The sequence below is a fragment of the Collinsella sp. AF23-4AC genome (assembly GCF_003462685.1).
Classification (GTDB): domain Bacteria; phylum Actinomycetota; class Coriobacteriia; order Coriobacteriales; family Coriobacteriaceae; genus Collinsella.
On record NZ_QRVE01000015.1, the window covers coordinates 1 to 15161 of the forward strand.

13 protein-coding genes are annotated in these 15161 nt (G+C 60.9%); 6 read left to right on the forward strand and 7 right to left on the reverse strand.

Annotated elements, in window-relative coordinates:
* From DWY05_RS07710 to DWY05_RS07720, 3 genes are all read right to left on the reverse strand, one after another.
* Positions 1 to 320, reverse strand: a 320-nt coding sequence (locus DWY05_RS07710; protein ID WP_147343287.1) for a hypothetical protein, incomplete at its 3' end; no start/stop codon positions are given.
* A gap of 279 nt (positions 321 to 599) precedes the next feature.
* Positions 600 to 1340 carry an ATP-binding cassette domain-containing protein gene (locus tag DWY05_RS07715; protein ID WP_117769450.1) on the reverse strand — a complete coding sequence of 247 codons (741 nt, stop codon included), beginning with the start codon at positions 1338 to 1340 and terminating at the stop codon, positions 600 to 602.
* Positions 1341 to 1345: 5 nt separating this feature from the next.
* On the reverse strand, positions 1346 to 3568 hold the full coding sequence (locus DWY05_RS07720; protein ID WP_117821247.1) for a hypothetical protein: 2223 nt from the start codon (positions 3566 to 3568) through the stop codon (positions 1346 to 1348).
* 319 nt (positions 3569 to 3887) lie between these two features.
* Here DWY05_RS07720 and DWY05_RS07725 point away from each other — a divergent pair, with 319 nt between their 5' ends.
* The 6 genes from DWY05_RS07725 to DWY05_RS07750 all read left to right on the forward strand — a co-directional run bounded on the left by DWY05_RS07725 (position 3888) and on the right by DWY05_RS07750 (position 8496).
* Positions 3888 to 4400 carry a hypothetical protein gene (locus DWY05_RS07725; RefSeq protein WP_117821246.1) on the forward strand — a complete coding sequence of 171 codons (513 nt, stop codon included), beginning with the start codon at positions 3888 to 3890 and terminating at the stop codon, positions 4398 to 4400.
* A 9-nt stretch (positions 4401 to 4409) separates the two neighbouring features.
* Positions 4410 to 4661 (forward strand): helix-turn-helix transcriptional regulator, encoded by a 252-nt coding sequence (locus tag DWY05_RS07730; RefSeq protein ID WP_006235292.1) that lies wholly within the window; start codon positions 4410 to 4412, stop codon positions 4659 to 4661.
* Between the two features lie 18 nt (positions 4662 to 4679).
* Entirely contained in the window at positions 4680 to 5387 is a 708-nt protein-coding gene (locus DWY05_RS07735; protein WP_255360342.1) for a site-specific integrase, read from the forward strand.
* 395 nt (positions 5388 to 5782) lie between these two features.
* Positions 5783 to 6070 carry an ACT domain-containing protein gene (locus DWY05_RS07740; RefSeq protein WP_006235289.1) on the forward strand — a complete coding sequence of 96 codons (288 nt, stop codon included), beginning with the start codon at positions 5783 to 5785 and terminating at the stop codon, positions 6068 to 6070.
* Positions 6071 to 6147: 77 nt separating this feature from the next.
* The gene (locus DWY05_RS07745; protein WP_117821245.1) at positions 6148 to 7566 is read left to right on the forward strand and encodes a citrate synthase; all 1419 of its coding nucleotides are present in this window, start codon (positions 6148 to 6150) and stop codon (positions 7564 to 7566) included.
* Positions 7567 to 7653: 87 nt separating this feature from the next.
* Positions 7654 to 8496, forward strand: a complete 843-nt coding sequence (locus DWY05_RS07750) for a Cof-type HAD-IIB family hydrolase (RefSeq protein ID WP_117821244.1) — start codon at positions 7654 to 7656, stop codon at positions 8494 to 8496.
* A gap of 108 nt (positions 8497 to 8604) precedes the next feature.
* Here DWY05_RS07750 and DWY05_RS07755 read toward each other — a convergent pair whose 3' ends face one another.
* From DWY05_RS07755 to DWY05_RS07770, 4 genes are all read right to left on the reverse strand, one after another.
* Complete coding sequence (locus DWY05_RS07755; RefSeq protein ID WP_117821243.1) at positions 8605 to 9399, reverse strand: Cof-type HAD-IIB family hydrolase; 795 nt, start codon at positions 9397 to 9399, stop codon at positions 8605 to 8607.
* Positions 9400 to 9605: 206 nt separating this feature from the next.
* Complete coding sequence (locus tag DWY05_RS07760) at positions 9606 to 11426, reverse strand: adenine deaminase (RefSeq protein WP_117821242.1); 1821 nt, start codon at positions 11424 to 11426, stop codon at positions 9606 to 9608.
* A 404-nt stretch (positions 11427 to 11830) separates the two neighbouring features.
* Positions 11831 to 13042, reverse strand: a complete 1212-nt coding sequence (gene tyrS / locus DWY05_RS07765) for a tyrosine--tRNA ligase (protein WP_199409603.1) — start codon at positions 13040 to 13042, stop codon at positions 11831 to 11833.
* A gap of 97 nt (positions 13043 to 13139) precedes the next feature.
* Positions 13140 to 15098, reverse strand: a complete 1959-nt coding sequence (locus tag DWY05_RS07770; RefSeq protein ID WP_158558719.1) for a U32 family peptidase — start codon at positions 15096 to 15098, stop codon at positions 13140 to 13142.
* Between the last annotated feature and the right edge of the window lie 63 nt (positions 15099 to 15161).

The window sequence follows — 15161 nt, forward strand, 5'->3', positions numbered from 1 at the left end:
AAGGAAAGGAATGGCAGGTCGCTTGCGGAGGCCGGGATATCCGTGATGCCGGAACTGCTCAGGGCGCGGCAATATGCGAGCTCCGCGTCATTGGTCTCTCGGTCTCCCACGATGGACCCGGATTGGAAGCCTTCGTCCATGAGCGCGTAGTAGCTCTCGGCAGAATCGAGAAAGGCGGCGTCGGTTTGAGCGGCGAGGGCGGCGTTCGCGTATCTTGCAAGCTCCGCGTCAGCTTGCTGCTCTGGAGATAGGTCTGTGCCGCTGGCCTGGGGCGCGCGCGGATTGAATGCGTCGACAAAGCCCTGCATGCCCTGTTTCATAAAGAAGGGCCCGTAGATGGGTGAATTGAACGCAATGGGTACGGAAAAGGCTGCAGCGAGAACGAGCGTACAAATCCATACGGCCCTGTCTCTTAGGATTAGTTTGAGAAGAAGTCGACAGTACATTTAGAAGCACCTACATTTCTCAAAGCGTCGTTAGATTAATAATGACAGACCGAATGAAGATGCGTGCGACGGGGGCGAGGCGAATGGCTGAGCGGTATCGATATGCGGGTTCAACGGTATTATATTGACCACATAGATTTTTAACTTGCATTTCTACCCGCCCTTTTCGTAGAGTCGCCGATACGTGCTTAGCGCACCCTCGGCGCGTCCGGCAGGCTTTGCGAAATGGGATCCAGGAGACTTCGGCGCAGCATCATCTTGCGGAATGCTTCTAATGAGCCTCCCATCCTTCAAAAACAGAATCTCATCGCACAGCCTATCGACCGAATCCAAGATGTGGGATGACATGATGATGCACGTACCAGAATCGGCCAGCTTCCTGAGAATCTCGGAATGCAAGTCCACCCTGCTGGGGTCGAGCGCGTTCATGGGCTCATCTAATAGAAGGTACCGCGCGCCCGTCGCATACGCAATCGCCAGGGTAAGCTGCTGCTTCATGCCCTGGCTCAGAGTGCGGATCCTCATCTTCGCGAACTCGCCTATCTGCGTTTGTTCCACTATCTCTTCGATATCGCGAGCATGCGGCCACATATCGCAAACCATCTTGAGGTGATCTTCCGCACGCAATCCGGGATACAGCAGCGTCCCCTCACCAGGTGCATAGAAGATCATAGAACGGACCTCTCTCGCACCCGTACCCTGCACCTCATCCAGAACGATGCTCCCGTCCACGCGAGGACCCGGCAAACCTGCCATCGCACGCAGCAACGTCGTCTTTCCATGCCCGTTCGGAGCGACGAGACCGTAGACCGTACCCGGGGCAAACTCAGCGTTCACCGAATCTACGAGCACCTTCTTTCCATAAGAGATCGTCAGCGTTTGAAGGTCAATCATCGAGATCATCCCCTTTCGATCTTTGGAACACTCAGGCGCACCATCAACGGAGATACGGCGCCCAAGACCACCAGCAGAGCGCCCGATGCGCCGACGACCTCTCCAAAAGGCATCGCGTTCGTCCCTCGCCCAAGGAACCCAATCGTCCCCACCTGGGAAGCGGGATCAAACGAGGCGAATGGAGCCAGCAGCGCGACGCCCATGCCCACGCTTTCAACATGAGCGCTCAACGAACCCAACACCAAGAGAACCGCGCAAACCATTCCGGTAACAACGGGGTTGCGGCTAATCGCTGCTGTCAACGCAGCGACGACGGAAATCACGCCGTATGCCATGACCAGCAACGGAATACTGCACAACACCGCCTCCCCCACCATGGACGTTGTCGAAGCTCCCGCCCGAATGAGAGCGACGGGATACTCCGATCCACCCGCACCGTTCTTAATCACGGACACAACGACAGCGGGAACCATCGACACCAAAAGCAGCACCAAGCCAAGCAGGAGAGCCAGCGCAACAGCCGTCAGAAAACGCACATGCGCTGTTGCGGGGATCTGGAGAACCAGAAGAGAACGACACTGCAGGTGGGTGCACGCGAGCGATGTGACAACCACGGGCAACAGCAAAAATAAGGAGGGAAGCGCTGCCTGGAGATACGAAAGGAGGATTAATGGGGGCATCTTCGTACTTAACTCGTAAACCTTGGGGTCCGGCAAGCTCGCGATCGACTCAAGCAGAAGGGCGCGCGCCTCCGCACGAGAAGGAGTCTCCGGCTCGATTCCGATCGATTGCAGGAGAGTCGCATCTGCCGCGCCCAGCTCACCTCGAGCGCGCTCGTACGTCGCAAGGCTTCGAAACCCCTCCGCAGGCATAGGCGCGTACACGAAACCCGAAAGAGCATCCCGCATGTCTTCCAGGGCCGCTTTGCCCTCGACGTCCATATTCGCAGCGTTCTGCTCTAGATACCGATCTATTGAACGGAGCTCCCTATCCCTATACCGAACAGCGGAAACGTTATCAGCGTCAGGAAACATCTCGACCAGAGCCGGGGCCAGCATCGTCGTCGACATTGCAATCGCGCATACGGCGAGGGTAGGAGAACGCAGGAGCAGTTTCCCCATCGTTCTTACGTATGCAACGGCGGAGGCACAAGCGCTCGAACGAGTTGCCGTTCTCGATGCAGTGAAGGAACCTCTCTCAAGACAAATCGGGGATATCGGGCACGCGCAGCCGCTCTTTCCAGCAACGCAAAGCAGGCTAATTGCCAGCACCTCGATCCCGATTGCGCATACGGGGGCAATCGCGCCACGCTCGAAGCAAAGTCCAGGCAGATTCACTATCTGCGTTGTCGGGTACGGGCTATAGGCGCCGACGGTCAACTCAGTGTTCGCATACGTAAGGGGATTCAACAGGGCGAACTCACGTAAAGCGATGGATCTTCCGTAATACCCGGGAACCATCGTCACCCCCATCAGGGCACATACGAACACGATTCCAAGCGTAGGGTTATTGGCAATCTTCACGGCAAGGTGAACGACAAGCGAGATGAACGCTGCCACCAAGAATTGCAAGATGGCCGTCTGCGCGAACACCAGCCAAGCCGGTTTGATAACCGGAGTCGCATATTGAATGTAGCCTATCGGATAGAACGGCGAGCCCGGGCCATTCTTCACAAGCGCGGCGATTATCCCTGGAAGATTGATGGCGAGGACGGCAAGCATTGCAAAAACACTCGCCCATACGCTCGATGCAACAAGTCTACCCAGCTCGCCCATCGGTGCCTGGATGATGAGCTTTTCACGTTTGTTAAGACGCGCGGCAAGGAACGAGACGGCAACGGCCGTTGCGACCCATAGCAAGTACTCCTTCGATCCGTCATAATAGGTGTACTCTCCATCCGATATCTGCAGAAACGGAAGTAGGGGAGAGAGCGGTGCCAAGATAAGACGTCCCGCGGCAAGAGGGTACAGAAGCGCGGGCATGCTTGATGAAGAGGTATAGACACCGTCCTCCCCCGCATTCACAAGCGCATCCGCATAGGATGCTGACAATTCCTGCTCAACACGGGTTATTCCCGACTCGAGGTATTCGACCCGTCCGTCGATGCCAGCCGCGCTCCTGAAGACGGGCAGAGCACAAAGAACCATCAACGCAACAACGACAACACAGAGCGACCTGGAGGAGAGAAGCGACCTAAAGATCGCCTTCGAGATTTTGAGCATATTCATCGCCAACCTTAACCTCATCCAGTCGGAACAGAGGGGCCGAACAAAATGCTCGGCCCTTCCTCGCATCTAGTAGGTGCTATAGACAAATCTGGGAAGGAGGCATCGGGGTATCCGCAAAAGCGGGGGCTCCCGGCAGCAACAGACAAAGAGCGAGGCCGAGGAAAACCAAGAGCTTACACGACTTAACAGTACTGAACATAATCCTCTCCAATCTAGAGGGGTTTCGGTTGCAGCATACTGTGATTACTTGCCGGCAAAGTCAATTTAACATAAACTGTTAAAAAGTAACCTGAGTTTTTTAAATTCTTCGGAGGTTATTATGAGTTCCGACAATCGCACTCCCCGGCTTCATTCCTTCCGCATCGCATGTGCGATAGCCTCTGCGGCCCTTTGCGCCACCGCCATCGCACAAGTGGCGTTCTCCTTAAAGCCAGCAATCGAAGTGCTCGACAACCCTGTAATTGCAGACTCCCCCGCGTATCCAGCCCTTGCGATCTCGACATTGGTCCCTGCCGTCATCGGTATCGCTACGACCATCCTCAGCGCCGTTCTCGTGTGGACGATCAAGAGCGCAGACCCCTTCAAGAAAGGGTCTGCGACATGCTTGAAGGTGCTCGGCATTCTCTTCGTTGTTCAAGCTGCCACCAGCCTCTACGCCGGCTCACTCAAAACCTCCGTTTCGATGTTTGGCGGCGAGGGGGCCGTCGGCGCCCAAGAGATAGCTTCATCATTCGATTGGACCTCTCTGGTTCTCGGCATCGTCCTGTTCATGCTTTCCCAGCTCTTCTTGTACGCCCGAGAGCTGTACCTCGACTCCGACGAGATTGCGTAAGGAAACGCCATGCCCGTAATTGTTCGCCTCGACAAGATCATGGCCGAGCGAAAGATTTCCTCGAACGAACTTGCCGAAAGGATTGGAACCACGCCCGTGAACCTGTCCCGTATTAAAAAAGGGCATATTCGCGGCATTCGCTTCAACACACTCGAGCAGCTATGCCTCGCCCTTCGTTGCCAACCCGGAGACCTTCTCGAAGTCATGAGCGAAGAGGATGCCCGAAAGGAGTTCGGACTCGATTGGTCCGCCGAGGATTAGAGGGCGGTCGTACTCGCCCTGCACACGGGGATGCGAATCGGCGAGGTCTGCGGCCTTCGGTGGTGCGATGTGGATTTCGAGACGGGCCTGATCTCGATCAGACACTCGGTGGCGTACGCGAAGGGAATGGGTTCGTTCATCAAGGACACCAAGACCCATGACGCCAGGGGTATCCCCATCGACCCGGTCGGCCTACTCCCCTTCCTGAAGGAGACCCACGAGATCGACTGCGGAAAGCTGCGCTTGCGCGGCCTTACCGGGGCGGTCGAGATCGGGGACTGCTACATCCTGTCGGAGCCGGGCGCGACCTTCGCGACGACAAGCTATATCCGCAGGGCGTTCAAGACGTTCTCGGAGACCAACGGCCTCATGGGCACCAACGACGAGCTGATCACGTTCCACGGCCTTCGCCACACGTTCGCAACGCAGTGGATCCGCCAAGGCGGCGATATCAAGGCGCTCCAATCGATCCTCGGCCACAAGGACGCCATGGCGACGCTCAACGTCTACGCCGATATCGAGCCCATCTCCAAAATCCATAACATGCTGCGCGCCACGCCGTGCCTTTGGCGCGGGCACCTCGGGCCGAGGGTCGATCCGGGTCCCATGTTCCAACAGAGGATCCAGGAGTCCATCGAGACGCTCCAGGCGTTCGGCTACGGCATCACCGAGCCGGACGACCGAAATATCGCCATACGCGACGTGAAGACGAACAGTTGGCTCTAGCTCACCGAGTACGCGGCAGTGCTGGGCCCATCCCAACTGAGGTCACGGTGGTCCGATAGGGGCGCCGCCCGCGGCATGCGCCGCGGAGCGGTATCCCCTACCGAAGGGCGGGGATGCCCTCCGCTTCCAGTTCGGAATCAGCCGTCGGAGGCGTTCGGCTGACTGCGGGAACGGCCTGTCCGCTCAATGTGTTCGGCTGAGATCGGAAATCAACCCAACACGAGCCGGACACGCGCCAGACGGCTCTTCCCCGTACGGCCTTCCCCCTTACGCTCATGTTGCAGGCATGTAACGCCGCAGCGAGCGCGCCTTTTTTGCGCCAGACAGGTACAATGATGAACACTGTACCGTAGCGGAGCGCCCTCGCGCGCCGCAACCACGCGAAAGGGTTTCCCATGGCCGAGATCTCGTCCTCCCGTATCGTCATCACCGTCCTTGGCAAGAACCGCCCCGGCATCGTCGCCGGCGTCACCCGCGTTCTGGGCGAGGCCAACGTCGACATCCGCGACATTACGCAGTCCATTATCGAGGACATCTTCACCATGACCATGCTGGCCGACACCGCCGAGTCCAAGCTCGACTTCGCCGAGCTGCAGAAGGCGTTGGCCGAGGCCGGCGAACTTTCGGGCGTCAACGTGTCCATCCAGCGCGAGGACGTCTTTAACTTTATGTACCGCCTGTAGCGAACAAGCCGCTCGGGGCAGCTTGACGTCATATCGTCCAAGCGCGCGGCCCCAAAGCGGACCGGAGAGGAGCGCGCATGGCCTACGACGCCAAGAAAATCTACTACCGCTTCGACGATCACCTGAGCCGCCTGGTTCTGGATTACGAGGCGAGCCGTCAGATTTCGCCCGAAAGCGAAAACCTCTACCACGGCCTGCCGACCGCCCCGTACGACGAGGGCCTGTTCGTAGAGCATAACGTCAAGCGCGGCCTGCGCAACGCCGACGGCTCGGGCGTGGTCGCGGGCCTCACTCGCATCTCGGATGTGCACGGCTACAACAAGGTCGACGGCAAAGTCGTGCCCGACCAGGGCAAGCTCACGCTACGTGGCTACAGCATCGAGGACCTTGTCAACAACGCCCAGGCCGAGAATCGCTATGGCTACGAAGAGGTCGCCTACCTGCTCATCACGGGCTCGCTGCCCAACAAAGAAGAGCTCGACGGTTTTTGCGGACGTCTGGGCGCTTTTAGGCACCTGAGCGACGAATACGTCAAAGAGTTCCCCATGACCACGGTGTCGTCGAGCATCATGAATGTGCTTCAGCGCGCCGTGCTGCTGCTCTACGCCTTCGACGCCGAGCCCGACGTCATTACACCCGAGCACGAAATCGACGTCGCCATCTCCATGCTCGCCCGTCTCCCCCGCATCGCCGCCTTCGCGCATATGGCCTCGGTCGCCAAGCGCCGCGGCTCCGAGGTTCATGTACCGCACCCCACACCCGGCCTCTCCACCGCCGAGACCATCCTGCAGGTGCTGCGCGGCGGCATGGCATTCACACGCGACGAAGCCATGCTGCTCGACGTGATGCTCATGCTGCATGCCGAGCACGGCGGCGGCAACAACTCCACGTTTGCCTGCCGCGTGCTGTCCTCCTCGGCCACCGACCCGTATTCCGCCTACGCCGCGGCCATCGGCTCGCTCAAGGGTCCGCGCCACGGTGGCGCCAACGCCAAGGTCGTATCCATGCACGAGGACATCCGTGCGCATGTCTCCAATTGGGAGGACGAGGACGAGGTCGCAGCCTACCTGGGCAAGATTCTCGACAAGCAGGCCTTCGACGGCACGGGTCTCATCTACGGTATGGGCCACGCCGTCTACACGCTGAGCGACCCGCGCGCCGAGGTGTGCCGCCATTACGCGCGCACGCTTGCCGCCAAGAAGGACCTGGGCGATGAGTTCGCGCTCATCGAGCGCATCGAGCGCCTGGCACCGCAGGTGATGCGCGACCACGGCATGACCAAGCCCATCTGCGCCAACATCGACCTGTACACGGGCTTTATCTACAAGATGCTCGGCGTGCCCGAGACGCTCTTTACGCCGCTGTTCGCCGTCGCCCGCATGGCCGGCTGGTCGGCGCACCGCATGGAAGAGCTCTTCTGCGCGCACCGCATCATCCGTCCCGCATACCGTCCGGTGATCGAGCCGCTGGAATACAAGCCGCTCGCCGACCGCTAGGACGCGGACCGTTATAGAACTCGAGCGTGGCCAGGGCATCACCGCCCTCGGCCACGCTTTTTATGCCAGTAGAAAGGGCTGCATCGAATGATTGTTTTTTCCGATATGGATGGAACGCTGTTGACGAGTGACAAGCAGATGAGCGACGCCACCTGGGCGATGCTCGACGAGCTCGCACGTCGCGGCATTGAGTTTGTGCCCTGCACGGGGCGCCCGCTGTCGGGCATCTTTGAGCCCATCCTCGCTCACCCCGCCGTACACTACGCGGTCTGCGCCAACGGTGCCAGCGTCTGGCAGCTCGACGACGGTACGCCCACCGATGCCTCACGTGCTACGCGCATTTTGAGCCGTCCGCTCGACCGCGGTATCGCCCATCGCATCCATCGCATCGCCGCTTGCCACGATGTGACCTTCGACATTTTCGCCGATGGGCAGTGTTTCCTCCCCCGCTCGCTCTACACGCGCCTGGACGAATTCTGTGGCGGCGATCCTCACATCGCGGCTTCGCTCAAGCGCACGCGAACGCCGATCGACATGGATATCGACAGCAAAATCGACGAAGTCGAGGTGCTCGAACGCATCGCCATGTACTGGCACGACCCGGCCGATCGCGACGCCATCGCGGCTGAGCTCGACACGCTCGGAGGCATTGAGGTCACGCGTTCGTACGCCATGAATATCGAGGTCATGGGCGAGGGCGCCACCAAGGGAACAGCCCTCACGTGGCTATGTGAGCACCTGGGCGAGCGTCTCGCCGACGCCTGGGCGTTCGGCGACAACATCAACGACATCCCCATGCTGCAGGCAGCGGGCCACGGCATGGCCATGATCAACGGCGAACCCGAAGACCGCGAGGCCGCCGACGCCATCACCGAATACGACAACGACCACGACGGCGTCGCCCGCACCATCATGGCTGCCCTCGCCTAGTCATTGGGGACGCTCTTAAACGACTAGTCGTTGGGGACGCTCTTCGCGAAAAAGCTGCAAGGACTGTCCCCCACTGCCGGCAGAAAAGGAACGTCCCCAACTGCCGGATTAGGCGAGGCTCTCCAGAACACGGCGGAGTTCTTGCTGGACGGCGTGGTCGCGGTTACGACCCACCACGCGATCGGCCACCGCCTTGAGCGCGGGGCGCGCGTTTTCCATCGCGCAACCCGTGCCGACAAAGCGAATGATCTCGTAGTCGTTCATAGAGTCGCCAAACGCCATAACCTCATCGCGCCCAATGCCGTAATGCTCCGCGAGCTGTGCGATGCCCGAAGCCTTCGACACACCAGGCTGCATGGCATCGATCCACGCGTTGCCCGAAGGCGCAAAAGTAAAGAGCTGACCAAGTTCGCGCTGTAGCACGTACGCACTGTCCATAACCGCACTGTCGTCGCAAAAGATACTCGCTTTGATGATATTTACGCTGGGATCGGGCAGCTCCCAAATGCGCTCGGCATTGGGAAGGTCCTTATCGACCTCGCGCACGAACTTGCACTCGTCATCGAGCAGGAAGGACTTGGTTCGGTCAAAGAGCGCAAGATGCAGATTGGGAAACGTCCTGACGGCTTGGGCGAGCCTTCGAATCGCCAGGTGGGAATACACCTCACGGTCTACCATCTTACCGTCGGCGTAGACCTGGGCGCCGTTAGCGGCGACAAAGTCCATCTTGTCGCGAACGGGCGCAAAGAACTCGCACAGGCGATCGTAGCGACGACCTGACGATGCAGCGAAATGCACACCATGCTCGTGTAGCGCCAGAATCAGTTCGTAGGTCTCGGGAGGCACCTGGCCGTTTTCGTCAAGCAGTGTGCCGTCCATATCGGATGCAATCAGTTTAAACATAGAAAAGCTCCCTTCGGGCTTGTTGGAATCGAACGCGTATCCGATTCCAACGTACCCAAAGGGAGCTCAAATAAGACTCCGCGGGCGTAAACGTTACAAGGACCTGGCAAATAGCTCACACATGCCAGAGGTCCTACGGTCGCGGCGTCAGGCAGCCCGCCAAAGAGTGTCCCCAACGACTAGTCGTTTAAGAACGTCCCCGATGACTAGTCGGCGTAGGTGAAGGTTGTAACGTCGAACATGCCCTCGGGGCGGATGCGGAGCGTCGGGATCACCGGCAGGGGCAGGAAAATGATGCCCATGATGGGGTCGAGCGGCGGCTCAATACCCATGGCGCGCGCCTTGACCATAAAGTCGTCGTGCTGCGCGGCAACGTCCTCGGCCGTACCCTCGCTCATAAGGCCACCGAGCGCCAGCGGAATGCGCGCCACGACCTCGCCGTTGCGCACCAGCACGTGGCCGCCCTGGCCCACGGCCTCAACGGCAGCCATCATATCCGCCGCATTGTCGCCCACCACGCACACGTTGTGCGAGTCGTGGCCGATCGTCGAGGCGATGGCACCGCCCGTGATGGTGAAACCGCGCACCCAGCCGCGACCGATATGCTTGCCGATCAGGCCCAGGCCAGCGGGGCCGTCGCCGTCGGCGCCCTCGGCCTGCAGCGACGCGCCGCGGCCATGGCGCTCAATCAGCATAATGCGACGCAAGTCCTCGTCAGTCTCGGGACGAACCATGCCCGTGATGGCCTTGCCCGGCACCACGTCAATCACGGCCTCGCCCGGCTTAAAGGCATAGTCGAATACGTCGAGCGAAAGATTCGGCAGCTTAACGGAGGCGCGAAGCTCATCGGCAAGGGCCGCAACCTCGGCCATCTCGGGTGCATTCTCGCCCACAAAGGTGCCGTCCTGCGCCACCAGGGCACCGGCGGCATATACGCGATGCGGAGCCGTGGCAAACGTCAGATCATTGAGCACCAGCAGGTCGGCACGCTTGCCCGGGGCAATCGCACCGCGTAGCTCGTGCGGGTCGCGGCAGCCGTGATCCAGGCCAAACGCCTCGGCCGTGGAGAGGGACGCCATAGAGATGGCAACCACGGGGTCAATGCCGGCCTCGATAGCTACACGGCAGGCGTTGTCGATCATACCGGTCGAAAGCGCGTCGGAGGGAGCACGGTCGTCGGTCGCAAAGCAGCAGCGGCGGGCACGGGCGGGGTTTTCCAGCAGCATCGGCGACAAGTTGGCCAGGTCATGGCTGCACGTACCCTCGCGCAGCATCACATACATGCCGCGGGATAGCTTGTCGAGTGCCTCCTCGGGAATCGTCGACTCGTGGTCGGCGATAATGCCCGCCGCGGCATAGGCGTTGAGGTCCTTTCCGGCAACGAGCGGCGCGTGGCCGTCGACCTGCTTGGACGACGTCTGGTTGGCAGCATCGATACGAGCGCAGGTCTCGGGATCGGCCATAAAGACACCCGGCAGGTTCATCATCTCACCCAGACCGAAGACATCGCCCGGATACTCGGCAAAAAACGCCTGCATATCGGCGGCGGTAATGACGGCACCGGCCTGCTCATCGGGCAGCGCGGGCACGCACGAGGGCATCATGTACTTGATGGAAATGGGCGCGCGACGGCCGTCCTCGATCATAAAGCGCAGGCCGTCGAGCCCCGCCACGTTGGCGATCTCGTGGCTGTCGGCAATGGCGGTGGTGGTACCGCGCGTCGCCGCCATGCGCGCATACTCAGCAGGGCGGATGTTCGAAGATTCGATATGCAAGTGCCCGTCGATAAAGCCGGGGGCAAGATAGCGGCCCTGGCAGTCGATGACTTCAGCCGCCTCGTAGGTACCAGCAGCGCCATCGCGACCGTCGTACAGCACGCCGACAATCACGCCGTCCTTGACGGCAACGCTACCGGGCGCCACACGCTGGCCATACACATCGACAATCTGCGCATTGGCAAACAACGTGTCAACGGGCACGCGACCCTCGGCAGCGTCGATCACAGACCTCATGACCTCAACGGACATACATACTCCTTTAACCGTAGAAAACAGCTGCGGAGCGGACAGACCTTCACCGCAGCAAGCCAATAGCCATTGTATGCCCAAAAGGAGGGCCAGGAATACACCCCCTGCAAATGACGAGAGTGGACAATCTCCCACTTTGAGCCCGCAGACAGGCAAAAACGGGAGATTATCCACTCTCATTCTGCAGGCACTCGTTTAAGTCTGTCCCCAATGAGTAATGACTACTTGCGACCAAAGCGACGCCGATGTTTTGGCAGCGCCAGCGAGCGGGCCGCATTTGAGACAAGGTGACGTGAAACGAAAGGGCGCTGACCTTCTGGTCGCGCCCTTGAAGTTGAACGTCAGATTGTCCAAATGCGGCCCGCGCAGCGTCGGCCGGTCCGCCGTTCGGTAGAACGGCGGAACTAAACCAGCTTGAAGCCCTTGCGCTTGCCCACGGAGAGGGTGTCGCCCAGCTTGAGGACGCTGGGGTCGATGTTGTAGCTCTTGGGAGCCACGGCCTTGCCGTTGATCTTGACGCCGCCGCCGTCGATGTCGCGACGGGCCTGGCCGGCGCTGGCCGAAAGGCCCAGGTCCTTGAGCAGGCCGGCGAGGTAGATCTGGCCCTCGTCGTTAACAGTCAGCTCAACATGCTTCTCGGGGAAGTCGGCGAGCTGGCCCTCCTTGAACACGCGGTCGAACTCGGCCTGAGCCTCGTCGCCGGCACCGGCGCCGTGGTAGGTGTCGCACAGGTCGCGGCCCAGAGCGCGCTTGAGCTCATAGGGATCGGCGGAGCCGTCGGCCAGAGCAGCGTCGATCTTGTCGACCTCGGCCGGGGTGAGCGAGCTCGCCAGGCGGTAGTACTTGCCGATCATCTCGTCGGGGATGGACATGGTCTTGCCGAACATATCCTTGGGGGCATCGGTCAGGCCGATGTAGTTGCCATAGGACTTGGACATCTTGCGCACGCCATCGGTGCCCTCGAGCAGCGGCATGGTGAGCGCGATCTGGGGCTCCATGCCCATCTTCTCCATGAGCTCGCGGCCGGCGAGCAGGTTGAAGAGCTGATCGGTGCCGCCCATCTCCACGTCGGCCTTGATCTGCACAGAGTCGAAGGCCTGCATCACGGGATACAGGAACTCATGCAGGGCGATCGGCGTCTGAGACTGGTAGCGCTTGGTAAAGTCGTCGCGCTCAAGGATGCGGGCAACGGTGAACTTGGAGCACACCTGCAGCAGGCCGGCCAGATCCATCGAAAGGATCCAATCGCCGTTGTGCACGATGGTGGTCTTCTCGGGGTCCAGGATCTTCATGGCCTGGCTCACGTAGGTCTCGGCGTTGGCCTCGATCTGCTCCTGCGAAAGCTGCGGACGCGTGGAGTTCTTGCCCGAGGGATCGCCGATCAGCGCGGTGCCGTTGCCGATGATAAGGGTGACGTTGTGGCCCAGGTCCTGGAACTGGCGCATCTTGCGCAGCGGCACGGCATGGCCCAGGTGCAGGTCGGGGCTGGTGGGGTCGACGCCGAGCTTGATGTTGAGGGGCTCGCCCTTCTCAAGCTTCTTGCGAAGGTCGGCCTCGGGAACGATCTGCGCGGCGCCCGAGGTGATGATACGCATTTGCTCGTCAACAGACAGCATTGGGTATCCTCCTTTTGCTATAGCACCCTCACCGGATACGGCGGTGCTGGAAGTCCATAAACTCTCTTATGATAACCAAAACGGCGCGGCCGAACACCTACGACAGGAAAATCCTCGTCCTGCCGCACGCGTCGATAACGACCGGCAAACGCGTGCCGTCACGTTCGACCAAAAAGCGTGCCTGCTGACGGCGCGAGCAGTCACGGCAACAAACCTGCCCCGTTGCATCCGTGGCGCAGGCGCCCTCGGCAGTCAGCAAACAGTGCTCGCACACCATGAGCTCGGGACGGTCGGCATCGACAGGCCCCAAGACACCGGGACAAGCGGCAAGCTCGGCAACACGCTCCGCATCATTGCCGAGCAACTCGGCCGGCAAGTGCACTCGCCCCGCACCGAGTTCGCGCAGCCAGGCAAGCGTGGCCCGATTCGCGCAGAACACCGGCGCCGCCACGTCAAACGTCACGCCCAGCTCGCGAGCGATCACCACCTGTCCTAGGTTGCGGCAGACGACGCGCCCGGCACGCTGCATCAGTGAGCAGGTCCGGTCAGCGTCACCCGTGCGGCACACCTCGTCAAGCACCACAACGGCGTCGGACAAATCGAGTTCTCCGCGCGGGTCGGCATCCATCAGCTGCCAAGCAAAAACCATGCGAGTGGGAACCGCGCACTCCACCAACTCCGTCGACGCACCGCCATCCACCGCAACGTCCTCAAAGGGCAGTGCCTCAACGGCACGTGCAACGGGCGCAATCGCATCCGCCTCGGCCCGCATGCGCTCCAACACCGCCGCCGTCTGATCCAACACGCCGGCGCTGCGAATCAGGTATACCTCGCAGCCCGCGTCCACCTTACGCTTGCAATGCACGACGACGCGCTTCCCCGCTGCGGCATCCACCGGGCAGGGCACCTGCGGCCAGCGCTTAGGCACATCGGGACGCGCGTCGGCACCCGGATAGAACCGAATCTCGAGCGTGTCACCCGCCGCCACGGCGGCATCGAGCTCGACGGTCACTTCCTCGTGGCCAACGGCCACCAGGCGTCCCACGCGCACACCTTGGTTGATCGCACGCTCAAAGCTCATAAGCTCGGCGCCCGAACGCCCCCGCAGATACGCGTCGGTAAACCCGCGGTTGAACGACCTTCCCAGCTCGCGCTCAAGCTCTTCCACAGCACCGGGGTCCCACGCGCCGTCGCACAGCACATCGAGCGCCCGGCGCCACACCCGCACCACGTTGAATACGTAATCGGGGTTCTTCATGCGCCCCTCGATCTTGAGCGACGCCACGCCGGCATCTACAAGCTCGGGCAGATGCGCAATACCCAGATAGTCGCGCGGACACAGCAGGCGATCTCCCTCGACGGCGACAACGCTCTGTCCCGCCTCGTCCACCAGGTCGTACGCCAGACGGCACGGCTGCGTACAGTCGCCGCGCATCGCCGAGCGCCCACGCCGCAGGGCCGAGAACTCGCACGCCCCCGAATAGCCGATGCAAATCGCACCGTGGCAGAATACCTCGATGGGCACGCCCGTGGCACATAGCGCCGCAATCTCGTCGACCGTCAGCTCGCGTGCCGTCGTCACGCGCTCGACCCCCAGCTCATCGGCCGCCAGCCTCACGGCACCTTCGCTATGAACGCCCGCCTGCGTGGACAGGTGAATCTCGACCCCGGGAATCGCCGCGCGCAGCGCGCAGACCAACCCGGCATCGGCGACAATCAGAGCATCGGCGCCCAGCTCCAGTGCATGAGCTCCCAACGCCACCGCGTCGGACAACTCATCGTCAAACACGAACACGTTGAGCGTCACGTACACACGCACGTCATGGGCATGCGCCACGGCGCAGCCGCGCGCAAACTCGTCGTCGGTAAAACCGTGCGCACTCACACGGGCGTTAAAGCCGCCCAACCCCGCATAGATGGCATCGGCGCCCGCGGCGATGGCCGCAAGCATCTGGTCGAGCCCACCCGCCGGCGCCAGCAGCTCGGGCAGCGCCGCACCGACAGCATCCAATCCAGTCTCGTATTGTCCGCTCGGCCCCATCGTCCGAATCGCCATCGACAAACTCCTTACCAAGGTATGCATTCACTCTGAAAAATGCCGTCTTCCAGCATACACGAG